This is a genomic window from Paractinoplanes atraurantiacus (assembly GCF_900215205.1).
Classification (GTDB): domain Bacteria; phylum Actinomycetota; class Actinomycetes; order Mycobacteriales; family Micromonosporaceae; genus Actinoplanes; species Actinoplanes atraurantiacus.
Genome location: NZ_OBDY01000026.1, coordinates 42,856 through 65,617, shown reverse-complemented (window position 1 = coordinate 65,617; position 22,762 = coordinate 42,856). Strand labels below are relative to the sequence as shown.

The 22,762-nt window shown below is 70.6% G+C and carries 19 protein-coding genes; 8 read left to right on the top strand and 11 right to left on the bottom strand.

Annotated features, from left to right (window positions below):
- Nucleotides 1-15 precede the first annotated feature (15 nt).
- Nucleotides 16-3,159, top strand: a complete 3,144-nt coding sequence (locus CRP55_RS39110) for an ATP-binding protein (protein WP_143235227.1) — start codon at nt 16-18, stop codon at nt 3,157-3,159.
- A gap of 74 nt (nt 3,160-3,233) precedes the next feature.
- The gene (locus CRP55_RS39105; protein ID WP_097327042.1) at nt 3,234-4,634 is read left to right on the top strand and encodes an FAD-binding oxidoreductase; all 1,401 of its coding nucleotides are present in this window, start codon (nt 3,234-3,236) and stop codon (nt 4,632-4,634) included.
- Here the strand turns inward: CRP55_RS39105 and CRP55_RS39100 are convergent.
- Nucleotides 4,628-5,350: a hypothetical protein gene (locus CRP55_RS39100; protein WP_097327041.1), complete on the bottom strand. Its 723-nt coding sequence runs from the start codon at nt 5,348-5,350 to the stop codon at nt 4,628-4,630. The genes CRP55_RS39105 and CRP55_RS39100 overlap by 7 nt on opposite strands.
- 156 nt (nt 5,351-5,506) lie before the next feature.
- On the opposite strand from CRP55_RS39100, the gene CRP55_RS39095 reads away from it, so the two are divergent.
- The gene (locus CRP55_RS39095) at nt 5,507-8,242 is read left to right on the top strand and encodes an alpha-amylase family glycosyl hydrolase (protein WP_097327040.1); all 2,736 of its coding nucleotides are present in this window, start codon (nt 5,507-5,509) and stop codon (nt 8,240-8,242) included.
- Nucleotides 8,243-8,611: 369 nt separating this feature from the next.
- Here the strand turns inward: CRP55_RS39095 and CRP55_RS39090 are convergent, their stop codons facing one another.
- The 3 genes from CRP55_RS39090 to CRP55_RS39080 form a co-directional block, all read right to left on the bottom strand.
- A complete protein-coding gene (locus CRP55_RS39090) occupies nt 8,612-9,100 on the bottom strand; it encodes a hypothetical protein (RefSeq protein ID WP_097327039.1) in 489 nt (162 codons plus the stop codon).
- 39 nt (nt 9,101-9,139) lie between these two features.
- The gene (locus tag CRP55_RS39085) at nt 9,140-10,543 is read right to left on the bottom strand and encodes a serine/threonine-protein kinase (RefSeq protein WP_097327038.1); all 1,404 of its coding nucleotides are present in this window, start codon (nt 10,541-10,543) and stop codon (nt 9,140-9,142) included.
- Between the two features lie 197 nt (nt 10,544-10,740).
- Nucleotides 10,741-12,666 (bottom strand): Xaa-Pro dipeptidyl-peptidase, encoded by a 1,926-nt coding sequence (locus CRP55_RS39080; protein ID WP_245923652.1) that lies wholly within the window; start codon nt 12,664-12,666, stop codon nt 10,741-10,743.
- A gap of 51 nt (nt 12,667-12,717) precedes the next feature.
- Here CRP55_RS39080 and CRP55_RS39075 point away from each other — a divergent pair, with 51 nt between their 5' ends.
- Nucleotides 12,718-13,287: a hypothetical protein gene (locus CRP55_RS39075; RefSeq protein WP_097327037.1), complete on the top strand. Its 570-nt coding sequence runs from the start codon at nt 12,718-12,720 to the stop codon at nt 13,285-13,287.
- 51 nt (nt 13,288-13,338) lie between these two features.
- A complete protein-coding gene (locus tag CRP55_RS39070) occupies nt 13,339-14,697 on the top strand; it encodes a UTP--glucose-1-phosphate uridylyltransferase (protein WP_097327036.1) in 1,359 nt (452 codons plus the stop codon).
- A gap of 43 nt (nt 14,698-14,740) precedes the next feature.
- Here CRP55_RS39070 and CRP55_RS39065 read toward each other — a convergent pair whose 3' ends face one another.
- Nucleotides 14,741-15,124 carry a nuclear transport factor 2 family protein gene (locus tag CRP55_RS39065; RefSeq protein WP_097327035.1) on the bottom strand — a complete coding sequence of 128 codons (384 nt, stop codon included), beginning with the start codon at nt 15,122-15,124 and terminating at the stop codon, nt 14,741-14,743.
- Between the two features lie 26 nt (nt 15,125-15,150).
- Here CRP55_RS39065 and CRP55_RS55245 point away from each other — a divergent pair, with 26 nt between their 5' ends.
- A complete protein-coding gene (locus tag CRP55_RS55245) occupies nt 15,151-16,992 on the top strand; it encodes an alpha/beta fold hydrolase (protein ID WP_245923651.1) in 1,842 nt (613 codons plus the stop codon).
- 13 nt (nt 16,993-17,005) lie between these two features.
- Here CRP55_RS55245 and CRP55_RS39050 read toward each other — a convergent pair whose 3' ends face one another.
- Nucleotides 17,006-17,572 carry a TetR/AcrR family transcriptional regulator gene (locus tag CRP55_RS39050; protein ID WP_097327123.1) on the bottom strand — a complete coding sequence of 189 codons (567 nt, stop codon included), beginning with the start codon at nt 17,570-17,572 and terminating at the stop codon, nt 17,006-17,008.
- A 94-nt stretch (nt 17,573-17,666) separates the two neighbouring features.
- Between CRP55_RS39050 and CRP55_RS39045 the strand changes: the two genes are divergently transcribed.
- On the top strand, nt 17,667-18,314 hold the full coding sequence (locus CRP55_RS39045; protein ID WP_218854818.1) for a class I SAM-dependent methyltransferase: 648 nt from the start codon (nt 17,667-17,669) through the stop codon (nt 18,312-18,314).
- On the opposite strand, the gene chrA is transcribed toward CRP55_RS39045, so the two are convergent.
- The 4 genes from chrA to CRP55_RS39025 form a co-directional block, all read right to left on the bottom strand.
- Entirely contained in the window at nt 18,303-19,661 is a 1,359-nt protein-coding gene (gene chrA / locus CRP55_RS39040; RefSeq protein WP_218854817.1) for a chromate efflux transporter, read from the bottom strand. The genes CRP55_RS39045 and chrA overlap by 12 nt on opposite strands.
- On the bottom strand, nt 19,658-19,939 hold the full coding sequence (locus tag CRP55_RS39035; protein ID WP_097327034.1) for a chromate resistance protein ChrB domain-containing protein: 282 nt from the start codon (nt 19,937-19,939) through the stop codon (nt 19,658-19,660). Before CRP55_RS39035 ends, chrA begins: the two co-directional genes overlap by 4 nt.
- The gene (locus CRP55_RS39030) at nt 19,936-20,418 is read right to left on the bottom strand and encodes a Chromate resistance protein ChrB (protein WP_245923650.1); all 483 of its coding nucleotides are present in this window, start codon (nt 20,416-20,418) and stop codon (nt 19,936-19,938) included. The genes CRP55_RS39035 and CRP55_RS39030 overlap by 4 nt, the downstream gene beginning before the upstream one ends.
- Before the next feature lie 77 nt (nt 20,419-20,495).
- Nucleotides 20,496-20,984: an ATP-binding protein gene (locus CRP55_RS39025; RefSeq protein ID WP_143235225.1), complete on the bottom strand. Its 489-nt coding sequence runs from the start codon at nt 20,982-20,984 to the stop codon at nt 20,496-20,498.
- 118 nt (nt 20,985-21,102) lie between these two features.
- Here CRP55_RS39025 and ppk2 point away from each other — a divergent pair, with 118 nt between their 5' ends.
- The gene (ppk2, locus tag CRP55_RS39020) at nt 21,103-21,999 is read left to right on the top strand and encodes a polyphosphate kinase 2 (RefSeq protein ID WP_245923649.1); all 897 of its coding nucleotides are present in this window, start codon (nt 21,103-21,105) and stop codon (nt 21,997-21,999) included.
- Nucleotides 22,000-22,009: 10 nt separating this feature from the next.
- On the opposite strand, the gene CRP55_RS39015 is transcribed toward ppk2, so the two are convergent.
- On the bottom strand, nt 22,010-22,714 hold the full coding sequence (locus tag CRP55_RS39015; protein ID WP_179855520.1) for a polysaccharide deacetylase family protein: 705 nt from the start codon (nt 22,712-22,714) through the stop codon (nt 22,010-22,012).
- Between the last annotated feature and the right edge of the window lie 48 nt (nt 22,715-22,762).

Sequence of the window (22,762 nt, the reverse complement as noted above, 5' to 3'; positions counted from 1 at the left end):
GGCCGGAGGTCGCGCTTGCGGATCCGGATGCTCGGCGGGTTCATCGTGGACCGGGACGGGTCGCCCGTCCAAGCCCGCGAGTGGCGCCTGCGCAAGGCCCGGACGCTGGTCAAGCTGCTCGCGCTGGCGCCGGATCAGCGGATGCACCGCGACGTGCTGCTGGAGACGCTGTGGCCGGGGCGGGCCCCCGCACCGGCCACCAACAACCTGCACCAGGCGCTGCACATGGCCCGGCGGGCGCTGGCCGGCGACGGGCCCCACGCCGGTCTGCTGGAGCTGCACGACGACGTGGTGGCGCTGCGCGCGGGCGAACCGGTCGACGTGGACGTGACCCATTTCGAACGACTGGCCGAGGCCGCCCGGTCCGGCGGCGACCCGGCCGACCTGCGCGCGGCGGTGGCCGCATATGCGGGCGATCTGCTGCCCGAGGACCGGTTCGAGGAGTGGGCCGTCCAGCGCCGGGACGAATTGCGCGAACTGCTCGGCGAGGTTCTCGTCGACCTGGCCGCCCGCACCGACCGCCCCGGCGAGGCCCTCGCGGCGCTGCAGCGCGCCCTGGCCATGAACCCCCGGCACGAGGGCGCGGTCCGCGGCCTCATGCGACACCTCGCCGCCGCCGGCCGCGGCCCCGAGGCCTTGGCCCGCTACGAACGACTCCGCGACGACCTGCGCACCGACTACGGCAGCGACCCCGACCCGGAAACCCGCCGCCTCTACCGCAACCTGCTCACCGGCAGGAGCGACGGCGACCAGCGGACGGTGCCCCGGCACAATCTTGTGCCCGCCCTGACCAGCTTCGTCGGGCGGGAGCGGGAGATCGCCGACGTGCATCGGCTGCTCACCCAGGGCGGGCTGCTCACGCTGACCGGTGTCGGCGGAGCCGGCAAGACCCGTCTGGCCGAGGAAGCGGCCCGCCGGCTGCTCGGCGACCAGCCGGACGGAGTGTGGTTCGCGGACCTGGCCCGGGTCGGCGACCCTCGCCTGGTCGCGGGTGCGGTGGCGGCCGCGCTGGGTCTCGATCCGGCGGCCGGGCCTGATCCGCTGCGGACGCTGACCGGACGGCTGGCGCGGGCGCGGCTCCTGCTGATCCTCGACAACTGCGAGCATCTGCTCGCCGCCTGCGCCGAGCTGGCCGCGGCGATCCGCCGGGCCTGCCCCGGCGTGACCCTGCTGGCCACCAGCCGGGAGCCGCTGCACGCGCCGGGCGAGGTCACCTTCCGGGTGCCGTCGCTGGAGGTGCCCGGCCCCGGCGATCTCGGAGCGGAGATGCCGCCCTCGATGCGGCTCTTCCTCGACCGTGCCCACGACGTACGACCGGAATTCGCTCTTGATGAAGGCAATGCCGCCGCCGTGGCGGAGATCTGCCGGCGGCTCGACGGCATGCCCCTGGCCATCGAGCTGGCCGCCGCGCGGATGTCGCATCTGGAGGCGGTCGAGATCGCTGAGCGGCTCCATGAGGCGCTGACTCTGCTCGGCCGCCGTGGCCCGCTCACCCGGCACGCCACACTGCGGGCCACGCTCGAGTGGAGCCATGCCCTGCTCGACGCCGACGAGCAGATCCTGCTGCGCCGCCTGGCCGTCTTCGCCGGTGGCTTCTCGCTGCCGTCAGCCGAGCGGGTCTGCGCCGGCGGCCCGCTCCCGCGCGACGAGATCCTCGACTGCCTCGGCCGGCTCGCCGACAAGTCGCTCGTGCAGATCGAGCGCTCGGGCGACCGCTCGCGCTACCGCCTGCTGGAGACGATCCGGCAGCTGGCCCGGGAACGCCTGGCCGAGGCCGGTGAGGCTGATCTCTTCGACGCCGCCCACTGCCGCCACTTCCTTCAGCTCGCGCTCGACTCCGATCCGGACCGTGCCTCCGGGATCGTCGCCGAGCGGCCCCAGGCCCTCGACGTCGAGCACGACAACCTGCGGGCGGCGCTCGGCTGGGCCCTGCGCCACGACCCCGGCCAGGCCCTGCTTCTCGGCGTCAGCCTGTGGCGTTTCTGGCTGGCCCGCGGCCATTTCGTCGAGGGCGCCGACTGGCTCGAGCGCGTCCTCGCCGTGGCACCGGAGACGTCGCCGGAACGGGCACCCGCCCTGTTCGCCCTCGCCATCCTCGAGGCCCGCCGGGGATGCAGCGACCGGCTGCCCCACCTGGGCGACGCCGCGCTGGCCGCCGCCGAGCGGTCCGGACCGCCCGATGCTGTCGCCCGGGCCCGGCTGATGCGTGGCGTCCTGCTGGCCGGTGTCGGCGAGCTCGACGAGGTGGAGCGGGTCGCCCAGGACGCGCTCACCAGCGGCGGCGATCCGCCGGTCACCGCCACCGCGCACTGGCTGGCCGCCCTGGCCGCCCTCTTCCGCGAGGACGTCCCCGCGGCCGGGCGGCGGTTCGGGGCCTGCCTGCGGCAGCTGCGTCTCGCCGACCCGGCGGCGGCACCTTTCCTGCCGGTCGTCACCTACTGCCTGCCGCTGGTGCCGGCCGGTGACTCGGTGGTGCCGGTCTTCGAGGAGTCCTGGCTGCTGGGCCGGCGCGTCGGGGCGGTGCAGGGTCACGCGTACGCCCTGTCCGCCCTCGGCTATGTCCGCCGGCTCGCCGGCGATCTGCCCGGCGCGCTCGAGACCGTCGGCCGCGCGGCCGGCGAGTTCGCCCGGATCGACGACGCCGCCGGCCTGGCCCACGCGCTCAACCACCTCGGCTGCGCCGAGCGGGACGCCCGCCGGTTCGACGAGGCGGCCCGGCATCTGCGCGAGGCCCTGCGGCTTCGTGAGCGCCTCGGCGACCGGCGCGGCGAGAACCTGACCCTGGCCAACCTCGGCCTGCTCTCGGCGGCCGCCGGCGACCCCGGCGAGGGGCGCCGGCTCACCTGGACCGCCCTCGATCGCAGTGAGGCCGTCGACGACGGGCCCGGCGCCGGTGGCGCCCTTCTCAACCTGGCCGTGGTCGAGATGTTCGCCGGCGCCCGGGACAGCGCGCGGATCCTCGCCGAGCAGGCCGCGGAGTCGTTCGAGCCGCAGGGCTACCTGCGCCTGGTCGCCTGGACCCGGCTGCTCGCGGCCGAGCTCGCCCGCGACGATGGCGACAAGCAGGCCCTCGGCCGGCACGGGCGCGCGGCCGAGCGGCTGTTCCGCCGCCTGGGCTGCCGCATCGGCCTTGTCCGGGCTGGTGAGCTGCCACTTTAAGCAGTGCTAAGCGGTTGCGAAGGCCGGCTTTCTAGCGTCGGAGCCGACAAGCATTGACGCGACAAGGAGTCGTCATGACCGCAGCACAATCCTTCGGCGAGGCCACCCTCGGCGAGCTGGCCCAGGCCCTGCGGGGCGAGCTGGTCCGCCCGGGCGACCCCGAGTACGACGAGGCCCGGGCCGTCTGGAACGGCGCCCACGACCGCCGGCCCGCCCTCATCATCCGCTGCCACGGGGTGGCGGACGTTCTCAAGGCGGTCGAGTTCGCCCGCAGCGAGGGACTTCCCCTGGCCGTACGCGGCGGCGCGCACAGCATCCCCGGCTTCTCGACCGTCGACGACGGCCTGGTGATCGACCTGTCCGCGATGAAGGGCATCCGCGTCGACCCCGGCCGACGGACCGTGGTCGCGCAGGGCGGAAGCCTGTGGAGCGACGTCGACGCCGAGACCCAGGCGTTCGGCCTGGCCCTGACCGGCGGCCTGGTCTCCAGCACCGGCATCGGCGGGTTCACGCTCGGCGGCGGCATCGGCTGGCTGGTCCGCCGGTGCGGTCTGACCTGCGACAACCTGGTCGCGGCGGACGTCGTGACCGCGGACGGCCGCTATCTGCACGTCAGCGAGGACGAGCACCCCGAGCTGCTGTGGGCGCTGCGCGGCGGCGGCGGCAACTTCGGCGTGGTCACCTCGTTCGAGTTCCGGCTGTACGACGTGGGCCCGGCCATCTTCGGCGGCCTGGTCTTCTATCGCGGCGAGGACGCCGAGCGGGTCCTGCGGGGTTACCGGGAGGCCACCAGGGGCGCCCCGGACGAGCTGACCACACTGGTCAACCTGACCACCGCCCCGCCGGCGCCGTTCCTGCCGGCCGAGATCCACGGCAAGCCGATCACCGCCGTGGGCGGCATGTGGTCGGGCCGCCCCGAGGACGGCGACGCCGCGACCCGCCCGTTCCGCGAGCTGGCGCCGGTGGTGACCGACCTGTTCGGCCCGATGCCGTACACCGCCATGCAGGGCCTTCTCGACCCGCTGTATCCGCGGGGCATGTGGAACTACTTCCGCTCGGCGTTCTTCGGCGACCTCGACGCGTCGGCGATCAGCGCGCTCACCGACGCGTACGCCCGAGTCCCGAATCCGATCTCCGAGGTGCACGTGCACCACCTGGGCGGCGCCATGGGCCGGGTGCCGGCCGAGGCGACGGCCTTCGCCTCCCGCGACCGCGACTTCATCCTGAACGTGGTGGCCCGCTCGGCCGATGCCGGCGGCTACCCGGCCGCGGTGGAGTGGGCCCGGACGGCGACCGGTGCCCTCGGCCCGGACTCGGCGACCTACGTGAACTTCACCGGCGAGGGCGGCGAGGACCGGGTGCGCGCCGCCTACCCGAAGGACACCTACGAGCGGCTGGTGGCGGTGAAGGACCGCTACGACCCGACCAACCTGTTCCGGCTCAACCAGAACATCCGGCCTTCCCAGGCTCACTGATCGGGGCGCACGACCGCCCAGACCACCTTGCCGTCGTGGATCGCGGCGGCACCCCAGACGAAGCTGCGGGCGGTGACGACCGGCAGCCGGTCCGTCGGGCGGCGCAGCGGGGGCAGGGTGGGATCGCGGTCGCGCAGCGACAGGTAGAGGCTGCCGCTGCGGCGACAGATGGTGAACAGCATGGGCGTGGCGGCGAACGCGAGCGAGTCCTCGACCAGATCACGCGCCACGTCCTGGGCCGTGCCGGCCATCGTGGGGACGTCCCACGCGCGGTCGGCCAGCGCGATCAGGTCGTGGACGTTGATCAGCGCGTCCAGGTGCGGCGGCAGCCAGCGCAGTTGGAGACGGTCGGTCACCGGCAGGGCGCCGGCCACGGCCGAGCGGGCCTGGTCCACGGTGACGAACAGCGACATGAACCGGGCGCACCCGAGCTGGCGGAGCCGCCGCACCAGCCGGCGGGTCGGCGGGGCACAGAGCGCCACCTGGGCCGGCGGGTGCAGCGTCTGCGCGGCGTGGCTGGCGGCGATCCAGGTGGGGGCGCTCGCGCCGTCGAGGTCGCTCATCTCGCGCACGTCGATGATGATCGCGGACGGGTGCTCGGCCAGGCCCTTGCACAGCGCCTGGTACACGTCGACGGCGGTACGGCGGGTCCACCGGCCGCGCACGGCCAGCTCGACGGTCGCGTTGTCCACGGCGTGGGTGAGCGTCAGCGTCACGATGACCTTCCCGGATCGGCCGGTTCAAGCAGACAGTCTTGAAACGTTGCTTGTCCGGGGTCAACCATCGCGATGCCTAATCACGCGCTTGGGGGATAGCGAATGCATCCGACATTCTGCTGCTCACGCAGTTGATCATCCATTACGGTCGATCCCATGCGCATCAAACGAGGCCTGGCCGTACTCACGTCCGCCGTTCTGGCCGCCACCGCGCTCAGCACGCCCGCCGCGGCCGGCGCGGGCGCGCTGTCCGGCCGGCATTCCCTGCGGGCACCGGTCACCGACGAGAACTTCTACTTCGTGATGGCCGACCGCTTCGACAACGGCCGCACCGCCAACGACCAGGGCGGCCTCGGCGCCGACCCGCTGGTCTCCGGCTTCGACCCGACCCGCAAGGGCTTCTACAACGGCGGCGACCTGGCCGGGCTGCAGCGGCGCCTCGACTACATCCAGCGCCTCGGCACCACGTCGATCTGGCTGACACCCAGCTTCAAAAACAAAGCCGTGCAGCTCGAGGACGGCCCGTCGGCCGGCTACCACGGCTACTGGATCACCGACTTCACCCAGATCGACCCGCACCTGGGCACCAACGCCGAGCTGCGGTCGCTGGTCGACGCCGCGCACACCCGCGGCATGAAGGTCTACTTCGACATCATCACCAACCACACCGCGGACGTCATCGGCTACGAGTCGGGCGCGCGGCAGGCGTACGTCTCGAAAGATGTCTCGCCCTATCGCGACGCCGCCGGGCGCCCGTTCGACGACCGTGACTACGCCGGGAAGGCGACGTTCCCGGCGATGGACCCGAAGAAGTCGTTCCCGTACGTTCCCGTCCTCGACCCGGCCGAGCGGAACCTGAAGGTGCCGGCCTGGCTCAACGACGTCACGCTCTACCACAACCGCGGCGACACCACGTTCACCGGCGAGAACTCGCTCTACGGCGACTTCTTCGGCCTCGACGACCTGTTCACCGAGCACCCGCGCGTGGTCAAGGGCATGACCGAGGTGTACGAGAAGTGGATCGCCGACTTCGGCATCGACGGCTTCCGCATCGACACGATGAAGCACGTCAACGACGAGTTCTGGCAGAAGTTCGGCCCCGAGGTGCTGTCGTTCGCCCGTGCACACGGAAAGCCCGAGTTCTTCATGTTCGGCGAGGTCTTCGACACGTCGCGCAGCTTCACCTCGCAGTTCACCACCCGCGACCGCATGCAGGCGGTGCTCGACTTCCCGTTCCAGGACGCGGCCCGCAACTACGCCTCACGCGGCCAGTCCGCCTCCGCGCTGGGCTCGTTCTTCGCCGCCGACGACTGGTACACCGACGCCGACTCGAACGTCTACCAGCTGCCCACCTTCCTCGGTAACCACGACATGGGCCGCATCGGCTCCTTCGTGCAGGCCGACAACCCCGGCGCCGGCGACGCCGAGTGGGTGTCGCGCGACCGCCTGGCCCACGAGCTGATGTACCTCTCCCGCGGCAACCCGGTCGTCTACTACGGCGACGAGCAGGGCTTCACCGGCCCCGGCGGCGACCAGGACGCCCGGCAGACCCTGTTCGCCAGCCGCGTCCCCGAATACCTGGACGACGACCTGCTGGGCACCACGGCCACACACGCCCAGGACAACTTCGTCACCACACACCCCCTCTACCGCGGCATCGCCGACCTGGCCGACCTGACCCGGCGCTACCCCGCCCTGCGCGACGGCGCCCATCAGCACCGCTACGCCGACGAGGGCGCCGGCGTCTACGCGTTCTCCCGCACGGGCGACCGTGAATTCGTTGTCGCCCTGAACAACAGCGAGCAGCCCCGCACCGCCACCATCCCCACCTACATCTCCAAGGGCAAATTCGATTTGGTGTACGGGGCCGGCCCCGCCACCGTGCGATCGGCCACCGACCGCACCATCACCGTCACCGTGCCGCCGCTGTCCACAGTCGTCTACGCCTCGTCCGGCCGCATCCCACCGTCGAAGGCCGCCCCGGCGGTGTCCCTCGGCCAGCCCACTCCATCGGCAACGCCCAGCCGCATCCACGTGCCGGCCACCGTCGCCGGCTCGTCCTTCGCCGAGGTGACCTTCTACGCCCGGTCCGGCCACGGCGCGTGGCAGCCCATCGGCACCGACGACAACGCCCCGTACCAGGTCTTCCACGACGTGTCGGGCCTGCCCGCGGGCACCCCGGTGCACTATCGAGCCGTGGTCCTGGACAACAACGGCCACAGCAGAGCCAGTTCCACTCGTACGGCCCGGGTCCCGGCCCCGTCCTTGACCATCGAGGCCCCGGCCGAGTCCGCCAACGTCAGGGGCACCGTGGAGGTCCGAGCGGTAGCCGACCCGGAACGCTCGACGCACGTGGTCCGCTTCGAACGCAGCGTGGCCGGCGGCCCGTGGACCACCATCGGCCGCGACGACTCCTCACCCGCCTACACGGTCTTCGACAACCTGACCCCGCTCAACCTGGCCGCAGGCACCCAGATCCGCTACCGGGCGGTGCTGAAGGAGCCTGCGGCGGTGAGCGACATCCGCACAGTCCGCTACGCCGGCCCACCCCTGACCACGGCCACCGTGCACTACTACCGCCCGGCCGCCGACTACACGGGTTGGGGCTTGCACTTGTGGGGCGACGCGGTGGACCCGGCCACCTTGGCCCAGATCGCCTGGGACAAGCCATGGCCAGCAACCCGCATCGAGAACGGCTGGGCTTCCTACGAGATCCCATTGACCGACGACACCAAGCCGATCAACTTCATCATGCACCTCCCCAAAGGCGACACAGTCCCCACCACCCGAGAGCCCGGCGGCGACCGCGCCTTCACCCCCATCGACAACCCACAGATCTGGCTGAAACAGGGCGACCCCACCGTTTACACCACAGCCCCACCCACCACCTGACACCACATCCCGACGTCGTCGCCGGCAGCACTGCCCATCGGTGTTGCCGCGACGACGTCGCGGATCGGTGGCCGGCCGCACTTATCAAGGCCGCCAACCGGCCACTTCTACGTCGCTCTGGCAGTCACCTCCGAGGGAACCCGCGACATCCTCGGCCCCTGGACCGATGACGGTGGTGAAGGCCCGGTTCAAATACGCCGGTCGGCAGCACTGGGGCGCGATCGCGAAAGCGCTCAAGCCGCTCTCAAATGCCGCTCAACATCGAGTTACACCGTTTTCTGGGCAGTTCCACCGAACCGTCGGCCGATCTGTCGGGCTTCTGTTGACCGGTTTCAGATCCGAGTCGGATGATCTAGTGTTCGGCCTCGTTCAGAGGTAATCGAAGTAGCGGATCCACCAGGTCGGCTTGGACGGACCGAAGACCGCCGGATCCCAGACCCCGTCGTAGGGCGCCCAGAGCGGCTCTTCAGGAACGAAGGCATATCCGAGACCGGTCAGAACAGTCTCGACCCGCAGGGCATCGTCGGGATGGAGCAGGGCGGCGGCCTCGGCGTCGGTCCAGACGCCGGGGTTGTCCACCGACAGGACGGCCAGGTCTCCGAAATTGCTGACGCTCACCACCAGCGGCCGACCAGTGGTGGCCGCGGTAGCGGGGATGTCGATGCGGCCGCGCAGGCTTGCGTCCTGCACGTCCCGGTCGACTCGACATTGGCAGCCGAAGTCAGCGTTCAGGCGCTGCGCCAACTGCTCGAATCGGGCTCGTGTCCGTCGGTGATCGTAATCCGCCGGGAACTCGAGACTGTCGCGGTCGTCGAGGTCGTGCAGCAGCTGCGACAGCTGGGGGTCGTCCACGGGCACCGGTTCATTGTCATGGTCGAAGCCGAGGGCGCAGGGAGCTCAGGCGACCGTCTTGTTGTCGACCGGCTCGGCCGGCTTTGTGGTCGGCGGCGTTGTGTCCTCCGTGGTGGGCGGGTCCGTCGGCTCCGTCGGGTCGTCGGTCGGCTCCACCGGGGGCTCGGGGTCGTCCGTGGTCTTCGTCGGGGTTGGCTCGGTTGACGGCTCGGAAGTCTCCGGCTCGCTGCTCGGGGACGCCGACGGGGTGGCGGACGGGGACTTCGTCTTTGTGGGCTTGGCGGCGGGCGCCTTCGTGTGGGTGGTGTTCTTTCGGCGTACCTCGGACCTGGTCGTCTCTGTTGTCTCCTCGGCCGGCTCGAAAGTCGGTGAGGAGGACGGGGCCGGGCTGGTGGTTTTCGCCGGTGTGGTGGGTGGCGCCGGCGTGCCCTCGACGGCGGCCTCGGCTGTCTTGCCGCCTGGGGTGCCGGTGCCGTTGACCAGCTGGACGCCGACGATGCTCAGGATGATGGCGACCGCCGCGGCCGAGGCGACCACCGTGACGCGGCGGCGGGAGCGGCGCGGGGAGCGGGACGACGGTGACGTCGCCACCGTCAGGGGTGCCGGGTGGGCGGCCGAACGGATCGGCGGGATGTGGCTGGCCGGGCGGGTCAGCGGGGTCGGGGCGAAGCCGCGGAAGATCTCCTCGATCTCGAGGGCCGTGGGGCGCGCCGACGGGTCCTCGGCCGTGCAGGCCTCGTAGAGGCGGATGATGTCGCGGGGCAGGCCGGAGATGCGCGGCAGGCGCGGTGCGGGGCGGCCGTGGCGGGTGGCCAGCACCTCGACCAGGCTGGCGCCGGGCCACGCCCTCGCGCCGGTGAGGCACTCGAACAGCAGCAGGCCCAGCGCGTACACGTCGGCCGACGGATAGCTCGGCTCGCCGCGCAGCTGCTCGGGGGCCAGGTGGGACGGGCTGCCCCACAGGGCGCCGCTGATGTCGATGCTGTTGTGGCCGGCGGCGATGGCGATGCCGAAGTCGAGGACCTTCACGCCCTCGGAGGTGAGCATGATGTTGCGCGGGTTGACGTCGCGGTGGACCAGCTCCTGCGCGTGGGCGGCGGCCAGCGCGGACGCGGTCTCCTTGCCGATCTCGGCGGCCTGGCGCCAGCGCAGGGCGCCCGAGCGGGCGATGCGGTCGGACAGGGTCTCGCCGTCGACGAACTCCATCACCAGATAAGGCGTACGGTCGGTGCCGTCGACGACCTCGCCGTAGTCGTAGACCTGGGCGATGTTCGGGTGGCTCAGGCCGGCCGCCGTGCGGGCCTCACGCAGAACATCCGTCGCCGATTCGTCGAAGATCTTGATGGCGACGGGGCGCTTCAGGGTCGTGTCGAAGCCGTAGTGCACCACCGAACTGCCGCCTTGGCCGAGGGCTTCCCCCAGCCGATATCTCCCCGCGAGCAATGGCACTGCGACCTCCCCATGGCCGACCCGGAGCCGATGTCACTCCGCGCCGCGGCAGCTACCCACAGTGGTAAATCTGCGCTGGTGGTGACGGGTGATCAGCTCCGTGGCAGCAGCATACCCGGGAGGTATGACGGGAAACTGCGTCGGCGGTCACTGTTGGGAAACAGCGCCCCAACAGTGACCGCACCAGATATCCGGAATCAGGGCACCAATGGATCGAAACGCGGCGGGGCGAACGTGCGGGGCACGGGCGCCGTCGTCACGGCCGGGGCGACAGCGCCCGGCTTGGGCAGGCGGCCCACCAACGGCAGGGTCAGGGAGCTGCCCCGCAGGTCGAGATCGATGGTGGCACCGGTCGACTGCGGAGTCGAGTATTCGTTGTCACTGGCCTGAAGGATCAGGCCCAGCACGTGGCCGGCGGCGAGGCGCTGGTCGGTCGCCTGCATCGGGACGGTCACCGTGTACCAGCGGTCCGGCCGCAGCGGCGTGGTGAACCGCAGCGACACGTGGTGGGCGGCGTCCTTCCAGCCCCGGGTCAGGATCGCGTGGTCGGCGGTGACCAGGCTGGGGGCGGTGTCGCGGTAGCAGGCGTCGTCGGCCGCGGTCGCCGCACCCCAGCACGACTCGGTGGGCAGCGTGGTGATGCCCTCGCCCCGGGCGAGGTAGTTGACGCGGGTGGCCGTGCCGTAGTCGACGAGCCGGGCGGTGAGCTCGGTCGTCGGCTTGTCGACCCGCACGCGCAACGTCACCGACGGCGTGCCGGAGACGCGGACCTCCTGGGTCAGCGGGGCGGACAGGAAGGCGGCCCGGCCCGGAACCGCGGTGGCCGGGCTCGCGACCGCGGTGGCCTCGTCGAGGTCGGGGGCGTCGGTCCACGTACGGACAGCTCGTCCTGACCCACCACCCAGCGTGCCCGTCGTCCCGTCGCCGTTGCCGAGGGTGATGCGCTGCGACGTCGCGCGGGCGGCGGGCCAGCTCCGCTCGTTCACCCAGTTTCCGGGCGTCGTCTCGATCGACACCGCCGGCTCACGGTCGATCCCGTTGCGCAGGCCCTGCAGATAACGGTCGAACCACCGGTGCAGGGTGTCGACCCAGTCGGCGCGCCGCAGGTCGAAGGGGTCCACGTGCCCGGCTTGGGAGAGCCACATCTTCTTGGGTACGCCCAGACGGGCCCACCACTGAGCGAACTGATCGGTCGTCACGTTGGTGTCGTTCAGGCCGTGCGCGATGAACACACTGGCGTGCACCTTGCGGGCGTCCGGCCGGAAGTTCCGCTCGGCCCAGTACGCGTTGTAGTCGCCGGTCGCGTCATCGCTGCCCTCGTCGAGCCGCGAAACCGTCGCGGCGCACGCGGAAGCGGGGCGCCCGTTGACGTACGAGAAAAGGTATTCGGGGTAGTCCTCGACCCGCAGCACCCCGTTGTAGCGCTGGTAGTCGTACCAGCTGGAGATGGCCGAGATCGGCACGATCGTCTCCAGGCCCTCGACGCCGGTCGCAGCCACGCCGTTGGCCACCGACCCGTCCCACGACTTGCCGATCATGCCGGTGCGGCCGTTGGTCCAGCCCGTCGCGACGGCCGGGGTGCCGTCGGCGTACGTCGCCTTCGCCCGCCCGTTCAGCCAATCGACGACCGCCTTGGCGCTGAGCACCTCCTCGCGGCCACCGACGTCCATGCACCCGGTGGAGCGACCGGTGCCGGCCAGGTCGGCGGCGACGAAGGCGTAGCCGCGTGGCACGAAGTAGTTGTCGTAGTAGAGCGGCTGCTTGACGATGGTGCCGTTCGCGTCGTACTGCTTGCGCTCGCTCTCGTTGCCGCGCCCGCAGCAGGAGTAGTAGGGCGAGCCCTCGAGGATGACCGGCACCTTCAGGCGCCGGTCGGCGGTCTCGCGGGGCCGCACGATGTCGACGGCGACCTTGTCGGGCACACCGTCCTCGTCGTTGTCCAGCGGCGTCTGCACCCAGACGCTCTCACGGACGGCGTTCTCGTAGGAGTAGACCGGCACGGTCTCCCCGCCTCGGATGTGCGGCACCCCGCCGGCCGCGGCGGGTCCCGCGGAGACGATCAGGGTGGCGCCGACCCCGGCCACGACGGCCAGGGCGAGCCTTCGCTTCAAAGTTCCGGACATCGACGAATCGTAATTCATCAATAACGGATCGCATGTCTACAATGCGGCGCTGTGGAAGATTGGGACGCCGAACAGGAACGCCGCGCCGAAGCCGATCACCAGCCGGTGAGTCCGCTGGCCGTACTGCGGGTGATCGCCTTCGTGGCAGCCTTCGCCGTCCTGGCCGGATTCATCTATTTCGACAAGAGGCAGGAACCGGACACCACCCAGCAGGATGCCGCCGTGCAGAAGTTCGCCGAGATGATCGACCCCGACGCTCCTCTGCGCGCCGCCGAGCCGAACGCGCTCGACCTGGCCCCCGGCGAGACCGTGACCCTGCGCAACACGGCCACGGAGGTACGGGTGACGCCCGGCAAGGTCACGGCCGGCGCCGGCGCGTGCGGGCCGCTCCTGACCGTCGCCCTGACCGTGGAGGGTACGCGCGGCGCCGAGGACCTGACGCCCGGCGACTTCGCTCTCGTCGGCGCGGACGGCTCGGCCGGGCTCGCCGTCGAGCGGTGCTCCACCGGATTCGACGAGGGCGCGACCGAGCGGACCGTGGTCTTCACCGCCGTGGAACCGGGCCGCCTGACCTACGGGCCGGACCCCAATCACCCCGTCGCGGTGTGGCGCCTGGCCTGACCGCCGATACTGGGGGAGCACAGGCTCTCCCGGCACCACGGAGGAACAGACATGGACGCGCCCGGTTATGTCCAGGCCACGCTGGCCAAGGCGGAGAAGGACGGCGCCCACCCGGCCGAGCTGGCCGCGCTACGCCGCCGTCTCGAGCAGTTGGCGCAGCCGAGGGCCGGGCTGCTGTCCGGCGACGACCTCGAACCGCTGGACGAGGTGACCGCGCTGGACGACCTGCCCGAGCCTTCGGCCGAGCGGGCCCGCGAGATCCTCGACCGTCTGGTCGTGGTGAAGCTCAACGGCGGCCTCGGCACCAGCATGGGCCTGACCGGCCCCAAGTCGCTGCTCGAGGTCAAGCCCGGCACCAGTTTCCTCGACGTCATCGCCACCCAGGTCACGGCCGTGCGCGAGCGCTACGGCGCGCGCCTGCCGCTGCTGCTGATGAACTCGGCCGCCACCCGCGGGCCGTCGCTGGCCGCGCTCGAGCGCTACGGCGACGTCAGCGACTTCCTGCAGGGCCGCGAGCCCAAGCTGCGCGCCGACGACCACTTCCCCGTCGAGTGGCCGGCCGACCCCGAGCTCGAGTGGTGCCCGCCCGGGCACGGCGACCTCTACACCGCGCTGACCGCCTCGGGCAAGCTCGACGAGCTGCTCGGCGCCGGTCTGCGCTGGTGTTTCGTGTCGAACTCCGACAACCTGGGCGCCGCCGTCGACGTACGCCTGGCCGCCTGGATCGAGTCCGAGCAGATCCCGTTCGCCATGGAGGTCGTCCGGGGCACCCCGGCCGACCGCAAGGGCGGGCATCTCGCCATGCACGAGGGCCGGGTCGTGATCCGGGAGACCGCCCAGGTGCCCGACGGCGACACCTCCTTCACCGACGTCGAGCGGTGGCGTTTCTACAACACCAACAACCTCTGGATCGACCTCGAGGCGCTGCGGCGGTTGCAGCAGGACGATCCGGGCGCCCCCGTGCTCCCGCTCATCGTCAATCACAAAACCGTCGACCCCAAAGACTCTTCGAGTACGCCCGTGGTCCAGCTCGAAACGGCGATGGGCGCCGCCATCGGCTCGATCGCCGGCGCCCGCCCGGTGCTGGTCCCGCGCACCCGGTTCGCCCCCGTCAAGACCACCAACGACCTGCTGGTGGTCCGCTCCGATGCCTACGAGCTGACCGAGGACGGGCAGATGCGCCCGGTGTACGAAGGACCCGGACCGGTCGTGACCCTCGACCCCGAGCTCTACAAGCTGATGCCCGGCTTCGAGCAGCGCTTCCCGGCCGGCCCCCCGTCACTGCGCCGGGCCACCCGCCTGAAGGTCGACGGCGACGTCACCTTCGGCGCGAACGTCGTCGTCGAGGGCGAGGCGCACGTGACCGGACCGAGGCAGATCCCCGACGGCGAGGTCCTTCAGGACAACTAGCCTGCGGCAGCTCGCGGCACGGGCGACCGTGCCGCGAGCACCGTTACCATCGCTCCACCAGATGTTCCCGCCCCGCCGGGGGATCGTAGGCCTCGGGCCAGTAGTCGACGATCCGGCTGATCAGCCCCTGCTCCGACACCTCGAGCCACACGCAGGCGTCCACCTGCTCGGCGCCGACCCGAACGTCGAGCCACAGCGCCGCGTCCCGCCCGTCGGCAACGACGCGCCGCACCTGCAGATGCCAGTCACCCGGATAGTCGGCGTTGAAGCTCACGAACGCCGCCCGCCCGCGAATGCGCTCCCGCGTCTGCGGCATCTCGTACACGACATCCTCATCGAGCAGCCCGGTCAGCCCCGCCCAGTCACGCTTCTCCATGAGATCGACGTAATCCGATGCGGTCTGCCGCGTTCGTGAGGTGTCGTCCATCGGGCGACCCTACTTAACATGAGCAAGTGACCGATTCCAGCACACCCCACTCGGCCAGGTTGTGGAACTACTGGCTCGGCGGCACCGACAACTTCCCCGTCGACCGCGAGGCCGGTGACGCCATCGCCGCGATCCTGCCCTCGATAGTCACGCTGGCCCAGGAAGACCGGAAGTTCCTTCGCCGTTCCGTACGTCATCTGGTGGCCGGCGCCGGAATCCGCCAGATCCTGGACATCGGGTCGGGCCTGCCCACGGCGAACAACACGCACGAGGTGGCACAGGCCGAGGCCCCCGAAACCAGGGTCGTCTACGTGGACAACGACCCGCTGGTTCTGGTGCACGCCCAGAAGTTGCTGACCAGCACCCCGGAGGGCGTGACCACGTACACCCAAGCCGATCTTCATCAGCCCTCGGAGATCCTGCGATCCGCCGCCGAGACGCTCGACTTCACCCGTCCGGTCGCCGTGACCCTGCTCGGCATCCTGCACTTCCTCGGTGACGACGACGCTCAGAATGCCGTCCGCACCCTGATCGACGCCGTTCCGCCCGGCAGCTACCTGGTGATCGCCCACGGCTGCGATGACATCAACACCGCCGAGGCCAATCGCATCGTCGAGTTCTGGAACGAACGCGGCACCCCGAAAATCCAGTACCGGAGCGCGGCCCGGATCACCCAGTTCTTCCATGGCTTGAACCTGCTCGACCCTGGGGTAGTCCCTTGCAACCGCTGGCGCCCCGACGCCGAAACCGGCGACACCGATGTCAACCAGTTCTGCGGGTGGCCGTCAAGGCATAGGTTTTCGTGCGCACGAATCGCCCACATCTTGTCCACAAGATCTTCCTACGGTGAGGCCACAGATGATCCGGAAGGAAGAGGGAGCATGAACCCACGAATGAGGCGAGCGTTGTCGCTTGCCGCGGTGGCCGCGGTGACTGTCGCCGGCACTCTGAGCACGACGGCCGCTTCGGCTGCGCCGGCGCCCGCGTCCGTCCACACCGGAGTCGAGCCGCGGGTGCCGGCCGGCTTCACGGAGAGCAAGGTCCGTGTCGGTGACGTCGGCATCAACTACGTGCGCGGTGGTCACGGGCCGGTCCTGTTGCTGGTGCACGGCTATCCGCAGACCTGGTACGAGTGGCGCGACCAGCTGCCGGAGCTCGCCAAGCATTACACGGTCATCGCGCCGGACCTGCGCGGCGCGGGCCGGAGCGACGCCCCGGCCGGCGGATACGACAAGAAGACGATGGCCGCCGACCTGCACGGGCTGCTCGTGAAACTGGGGCTCAACAAGGGAATCCGGCTCGTCGGCCATGACATCGGGACGATGGTGGCGTACGCCTACGCGGCCGCGCACCCGGCCGAGGTCACCAAGCTGGTCCTCAGCGAGGCGCCGATCCCGGACGACAGCATCTACACGTTTCCGGCCCTGAACCCCAAGGGTGCCAGCGTCTGGAACTTCGGCTTCTTCAGCCTCACCAACGGGCTGCCCGAGCAGCTCGTCGACGGGCGGGAGGAACTGTGGGTGGACCGCTTCATCGACCAACTGGAGATCCGCAAGGGCGCGGTCGACGCGCGGAGCGTCAAGGAGTTCGCGTCGTACCTGCGCGATGACGCCCATCTCAAGGCGAGCTTCGAGTGGTTCCGCGCCTTCCCGAAGGACGTCAAGGACAGTGAGGTGAACAAGAAGACCAAGCTGACCATGCCGGTGCTCGCCATCGGCGCCAGCGGCAGCCTGGGCGAGACCATCGAGACCCAGGTGAGTCAGTACGCCACACGGGTCACCGGCAAGGTGATCGCGAACTCGGGCCACTGGATCTACGAGGAGCACCCGCGGCAGATGACCCAGGTCCTTCTGACGTTCCTGCGCTGACCCGGGTCGGGCATCACCCCGGCCGCAGGCCCGTGTGGACGATGTCGACGAGCTTGCCGACGGCGGCCTCGTCGGGCATCGTGGCCGCGGCGGCCAGGGCGAACAAGCAATAGTCGGCGAGGTGACCGGGTTCGGCGTCGGTGCGGACGGTTCCGGTCGCGGCGGCCTCGGCGATCACGCCGGCCAGGAACGTGCGCAGCTTGTCCTGCGCGCGGCCGGCGTGGTCGTTGCTGTGGACCAGGGCGAAGAGCTTGTCGTCGTGGTGGGCGTGGATCGCGGAGGCGTAGGCGGTCAGGGTGGCCGTGAGCCGTACGGCCGGATCCTGCTGGGTCTCGCCGGCCGCCGCCAACCGGTCGAGGTGGCGGGCGATCTGCTGTTCCTGCCACGCCGTCACGATCGCTGTGACATCGGGGAAGTACTTGTACAGGGTGGCCCGGCCGATGCCGGCGTCCTTGGCGATCTGCGACATCGAGACCGCGGCCGGTCCGTGCGCGCGTACCAGCGCGGCCGTGACGTCGAGGATCGCCTGGTGCACGACCTGCCGGTGACTTTCGATCGTCGCGTCCCACAGCTTCGGCACCACCCGATCGTACAGTGTGCCGAACTGCGTCAGTCTGTATTGACCAGAGACAGAGTGTATCGCAAAATCGAGGGAGGCTACTGGAGGAGGAGTCATGGCACTGGCACGCAGGCTCATGGGCGACCCGCACGGACCGGCCGACGACCACAGCGGCGGGCTCATCACCGCGCCGAAGCGATACGAGCTGTTCGCGGCGCTCGCCTTCCTGGGGCGGCGGCGCGCGGTCTTCGACCGGCTGGTCGCCCGGGCCGGGATCACGGCGGGCGACCGCGTCCTCGACATCGGCTGCGGCACGGGCTATCTGACCCGCCGGGCCGCGGCTGTCGCCGGCAGCGTCGTCGGCGTCGACCCCTCGATCAACGTCATTGAGTACGCCCGCCGCAAGTCGCCGCCCACGTGCGTCTTCCACGTGGCCGAGGGCCGCCGGGTGCCCGAGGAGGACGCGTCGTTCGACGTGGCCGTCTCGAGCCTCGCGCTGCATCACATCGAGCCCGGGCAGCGCGCGGACACGTTCGCGGAGATCTTCCGGCTGCTGTGCCCCGGCGGCCGGCTCCTGATCGCGGACTTCCGGCCACCGAGCGGGGCGCTGGGCAACCGGTTCGTCGGCGCCGTCGCCGGCCACGCCATGCAGCACACCCAGGTCGAGGACCACGCGCCGGCCATCACCGCGGCCGGATTCACCGTCGTCGGCGAAGGTGACCTCCGGCCGTTCCTGCACTACGTGCGTGCCCTAGTTCAGTAGGCCGGCCAGCCCGGCGGTCAGGCCGAGCAGCGCGCAGACGCCGAGCACCCGCAGCACCGGCCACTTCAAGGTGAAGATCAGTACGGCGGCGATGACGGCGATGGCCACCGGTGTCCAGCGGATCGTGCCGAGATCGGGGATCTGCAGGTTCAGCGGGCCGGTGGTGATCGTCTTCGTGGCGCCGAACAGGGTGTGGACGGCGAAGTAGAGACCGAGGTTGGCGATGACGCCGACCACCGCGGCGGTGATGCCGGTCAGGGCGGCGGACAGGGCGTGGTTGCCGCGCAGCTTCTCCACGTACGGGGCGCCGAGCAGGATGAACAGGAAGCAGGGCACGAAGGTGACCCAGGTGGTCAGCAGCGAGGCGATCACGCCGGCCACCCAGGGGTCCATGGAGCCGGGGTTGTTGTAGGCGCCGAGGAAGGCGACGAACTGCACCACCATGATCAGCGGGCCCGGGGTGGTCTCGGCCAGGGCCAGGCCGCGCACCATGTCGCCGGCCGACAGCCAGGAGTAGTACTCGACCGCCCGCTGGGCGACGAACGCCAGGACCGCGTACGCGCCGCCGAACGTGACGACCGCGGTGCCGGAGAAGAACAGTCCCTGCTGGGTGAAGACGCTGCCGGTCCCGGTGACGATCGCGAACAGGGCCACCGGCAGGAGCCAGGCGACCAGGCCGATCACCAGGATCTTCCCGGCCCGGCGAGTCGACGGCTGGTCGTGGTGCAGGGCGTCGTCCGAGATCAGCGGCTCGGGCCCCTCCGCGCCACCACCGCTCGCGGCCGGCATGGGACGCCAGCGGTGCAGCGCCCAACCGGCCGGCGCGGCCACGGCGATCACGACGGGAAAGGGCACGCCGAACACGGCCAAGGACACGAAGGCGGCCACGGCGAAGCCGACCAGGAACCGGTTGGTGAGTGAGCGGCGGCCGACCCGCCACACGGCCTGGGCGACGATCGCCACCACGGCCGGGGCCAGGCCGGCGAACAGGGCGGTGACCACGGTGGTGTCGCCGAAGCCGACGTAGATCGCCGACAAGGCGAGGAGGGCGACCATGCCCGGCAGCACGAACAGCGTGCCGGCGATCAGGCCGCCGCGGACGCCGTTGAGCAGCCAGCCGACGTAGATGGCCAGCTGTTGCGCCTCCGGGCCGGGCAGCAGCATGCAGTAGTTCAGCGCGTGCAGGAACCGGCGCTGGCCGATCCAGCGGCGCTCGTCGACCAGGTGGCGCTGCATGACGGCGATCTGGCCGGCCGGGCCGCCGAAGGTCTGCAACGAGATGGCGAACCAGGCCCGTACCGCTTCGCGCAGGGGCACCACGTCGCGGCGTGGCGTCACCTCGGTCATGCCGGCGGCCGGTCGAGCAGCAGGGCACGGCGGTGGTACTCGTACAGGCCGTCGAAGATCGGGGCGGTGAGCTCGAGAACGCGGTCGTCGTCGCAGACCATCGACAGCCCGCGCAGGACGACGTCGAGGCCGCGCATGTCGAACGGCGTCGCGTCCTGCGGCACGGCCGCCGGGCCGGAGACGAAGACGAAGGTGGCATCAGGGTCGACGTGCCGGCGGATCAGCCACGCACAGGCCGCCCGGTCGATGTGGACCCCGGCCCGGGTCGCCCACCTCATGCCCGCTCGCGTTCGGTTGCGGAGGCGGCCAAGGACTCCACGGCCACCCGTGCGGCCTCCCGCTCGGGTGGCGGGAAGAAGTCGCGCCGAGTGATGCGGTGCAGCTCGCCGCGAAGCCGCCGCAGGGCGCGCGCCGGATCGACGTCGCGGGCCGCGGCGGCCTCCTGGATCACCGCCTGATGTTCGGCCGCCCGCGCGGCCCGCATGCCGCCGGCGATCTGCCGCTCCTGCTCGGCGCTCGCCGGCGAGGCCAGCCACACCGACGCCGTGCCGCCGCCCTCGGTGACCTCCTCGGCCAGCCAGTCGAACTGCTCCCGCGTCCGCGCGTCCGCCGGCAACGCCACCAGGCCGTCACCGAGCCGCGCGGCACCGATGCGATCGATCTTGCGCCACACGGCGATCCGCGGACTCGACGGCTCCCGCGGCATCCGATAGGCCAGCAGCACCCACTGACCGACCGCCGCTTCCATAGCGCACATGTAACCATGGTTACTTTCGATTTCCAGGATCCTCTCGCATGGTGCGGTACGCGATGAGATGGTCCCGCCGGTTGCCGTCACCGGCCGCCGTATGGCACGGACTGACGTGCGGCGTCGGAGGGCGCCGGGGAAGGACCGGCGCAGACGCTGACGGATGCGGTGACGCCGTCCGCCCGGCGGGTCAGGATCAGCGATCCGGTGAGATGGTGGGCCAGCCACAATCCGCGTCCGCCGGCCTGGTCGATCGGTGACAGCCGCACAGTCAGGCCGCCGGCACTTCGCCCGTGATCGGTGACTTCGCAGGTCAGCACGTCAGCAACGCGACGTAGCCGGAGAACGCCGGCGCCTCCGCCGTGCTGAACCGCGTTGGTCACCAGCTCGTGCACCGCCAGCACGAAGTCCTCGCCCTGCGCACCGGTCACGCCGGCGGCGTCGACGGCCGCGGTCAACGAATGCCGCAGCGTGGAAACCGTTGACTCGGTGAACCGCTCACTCAGCAGTACCCGCGAACCGTGCAGCCTAGCCGAGGTGGGCACGTCCGCTGCGGGCCGGACGCCGTCCATCATGGTGCACACGGTACCGACCTTCCGCAGGTCCGCGACCCTTGCACAATGACAAGAATTGCCAGGTCATCGCGCCGGATTGCCTCATCATCCACTCCTCATGCGGGCCCATACTGGACGGGTGATACGCGAGAACTTTCGGGAGTACCTGGAGAAGTTGCTGCGCGACGGCTACACGGTGCGGCACGACGAGCACCTGTCGGATCCTGACCTGATCGATCCGGGCGGCAACCCGGTGGAGACCTGGCGCGAGGATTATCCGTACGACGAACGCCTCGACCGCGATGTGTACGAGGAAGAGAAGTATCAGCTTCAGATCGAGCTGCTGAAGTTCCAGTACTGGGCGCAGGACACCGGCACCAAGCACGTGATCCTGTGCGAGGGCCGCGACGCCGCCGGCAAGGGCGGCACCATCAAGCGGTTCATGGAGCATCTCAACCCGCGGGCGGCCCGCGTGGTCGCCCTGACCAAGCCGACCGAGACCGAGCTCGGCCAGTGGTATTTCCAGCGGTATGTCACCCAGCTCCCGACGGCCGGCGAGATCGTGCTGTTCGACCGGTCCTGGTACAACCGGGCCGGCGTGGAACGGGTGATGGGCTTCGTCACCGATCCGGACTACCGCGTCTTCCTCCGGCAGGCCCCGCTGTTCGAGGAGATGCTGGTCGAGAGCGGCTTCTCGCTGACCAAGCTGTGGTTCTCGGTCGCGCAGTCCGAGCAGCGCACCCGGTTCGCGATCCGGCAGATCGACCCGGTGCGCCGGTGGAAGCTCTCGCCGATGGACCTCGAGTCACTGGACCGCTGGGACGACTACACCACCGCCAAGGAGGCCATGATCGAGCACACGGACACCGACTACGCCCCGTGGACCTCGATCAAGAGCAACGACAAGAAGCGCGCCCGCATCAACGCGATGCGGTTCTTCCTCAACCAGTTCGACTACGAGGACAAGAACCCCGCGGTCGTCCATCCGGCCGACCCCCTGATCGTCCAGCGCGGGCGCGACTCCCTGCAGGATTGACGCGCGAGCGTCAGGGGCGCGCCGCCTTGGCGTGGAAGACCTGGTCGCCGTACGGGATGTCCTCCGGGGTCCAGGCGATCCGGCCGGCGCACAGGCCGCGGGCGGCCAGGTCGCGGGCGATCTGCGGAATGGCCTCGATCGTCGCCGGCGGCCAGTCGTGCATCAGGATGATCCCGCCCGGCTGCAGTGTGCGCGCGGCGGCGGCGATCTCCTCCGCGGTCACGCCCGCCCAGTCGCGCGAGTCCACCGTCCACAGCACTTCGAGCACACCGATGCGCTCCTCGGCGGCGCGGACCTGGTCGTTGGTCTCCCCGTAGGGCGGCCGGAACAGCGTGGGCTCGCGCCCGGTGATGTCGCGCAGCACCCACTGCGTACTGGCGATCTCCTGGAAGACGGCCGCATCGCTCAGCTGCGGCAGGTGCGGGTGGGTGAAGGTGTGATTGCCGATCCACATGCCGGCCCGCTGCTCGGCGCGCACCATCTCGGGCCGCGCCAGCGAATTGTCACCCTGGTTGAAGAAGGTGGCCCGCAGCCGGTGCGCCCGCAGGGCCGCCAGCAGCTGCGGCGCGGTGGCGCTGGGCCCGTCGTCGAACGTCAGCCCGACATATCCGCCCCGGCACGGATGGCCCTGCGCCGAGGCGGGCGCCGCGTTCGTCAACCCGAACGCCGCCAGCGCGGACGCCGCGAGCAAGGCCATGACCCGAGAACGTCCCATCGTGACTCCCTCAAAAGTATCGACGAATATCGCTCTCTGCACGCTAGG

Bases quoted from the DNA above. Each gene is read 5' to 3' on its own strand.
- CRP55_RS39105 (WP_097327042.1), top strand. From the start codon at position 3,234: ATGACCGCAGCACAATCCTTCGGCGAGGCCACCCTCGGCGAGCTGGCC.
- CRP55_RS39095 (WP_097327040.1), top strand. From the start codon at position 5,507: ATGCGCATCAAACGAGGCCTGGCCGTACTCACGTCCGCCGTTCTGGCC.
- CRP55_RS39080 (WP_245923652.1), bottom strand. From the start codon at position 12,666: ATGTCCGGAACTTTGAAGCGAAGGCTCGCCCTGGCCGTCGTGGCCGGG.
- CRP55_RS39070 (WP_097327036.1), top strand. From the start codon at position 13,339: ATGGACGCGCCCGGTTATGTCCAGGCCACGCTGGCCAAGGCGGAGAAG.
- CRP55_RS39065 (WP_097327035.1), bottom strand. From the start codon at position 15,124: ATGGACGACACCTCACGAACGCGGCAGACCGCATCGGATTACGTCGAT.
- CRP55_RS39045 (WP_218854818.1), top strand. From the start codon at position 17,667: ATGGCACTGGCACGCAGGCTCATGGGCGACCCGCACGGACCGGCCGAC.
- chrA (WP_218854817.1), bottom strand. From the start codon at position 19,661: ATGACCGAGGTGACGCCACGCCGCGACGTGGTGCCCCTGCGCGAAGCG.
- CRP55_RS39035 (WP_097327034.1), bottom strand. From the start codon at position 19,939: ATGAGGTGGGCGACCCGGGCCGGGGTCCACATCGACCGGGCGGCCTGT.
- CRP55_RS39030 (WP_245923650.1), bottom strand. From the start codon at position 20,418: ATGTGCGCTATGGAAGCGGCGGTCGGTCAGTGGGTGCTGCTGGCCTAT.
- CRP55_RS39025 (WP_143235225.1), bottom strand. From the start codon at position 20,984: ATGATGGACGGCGTCCGGCCCGCAGCGGACGTGCCCACCTCGGCTAGG.
- CRP55_RS39015 (WP_179855520.1), bottom strand. From the start codon at position 22,714: ATGGGACGTTCTCGGGTCATGGCCTTGCTCGCGGCGTCCGCGCTGGCG.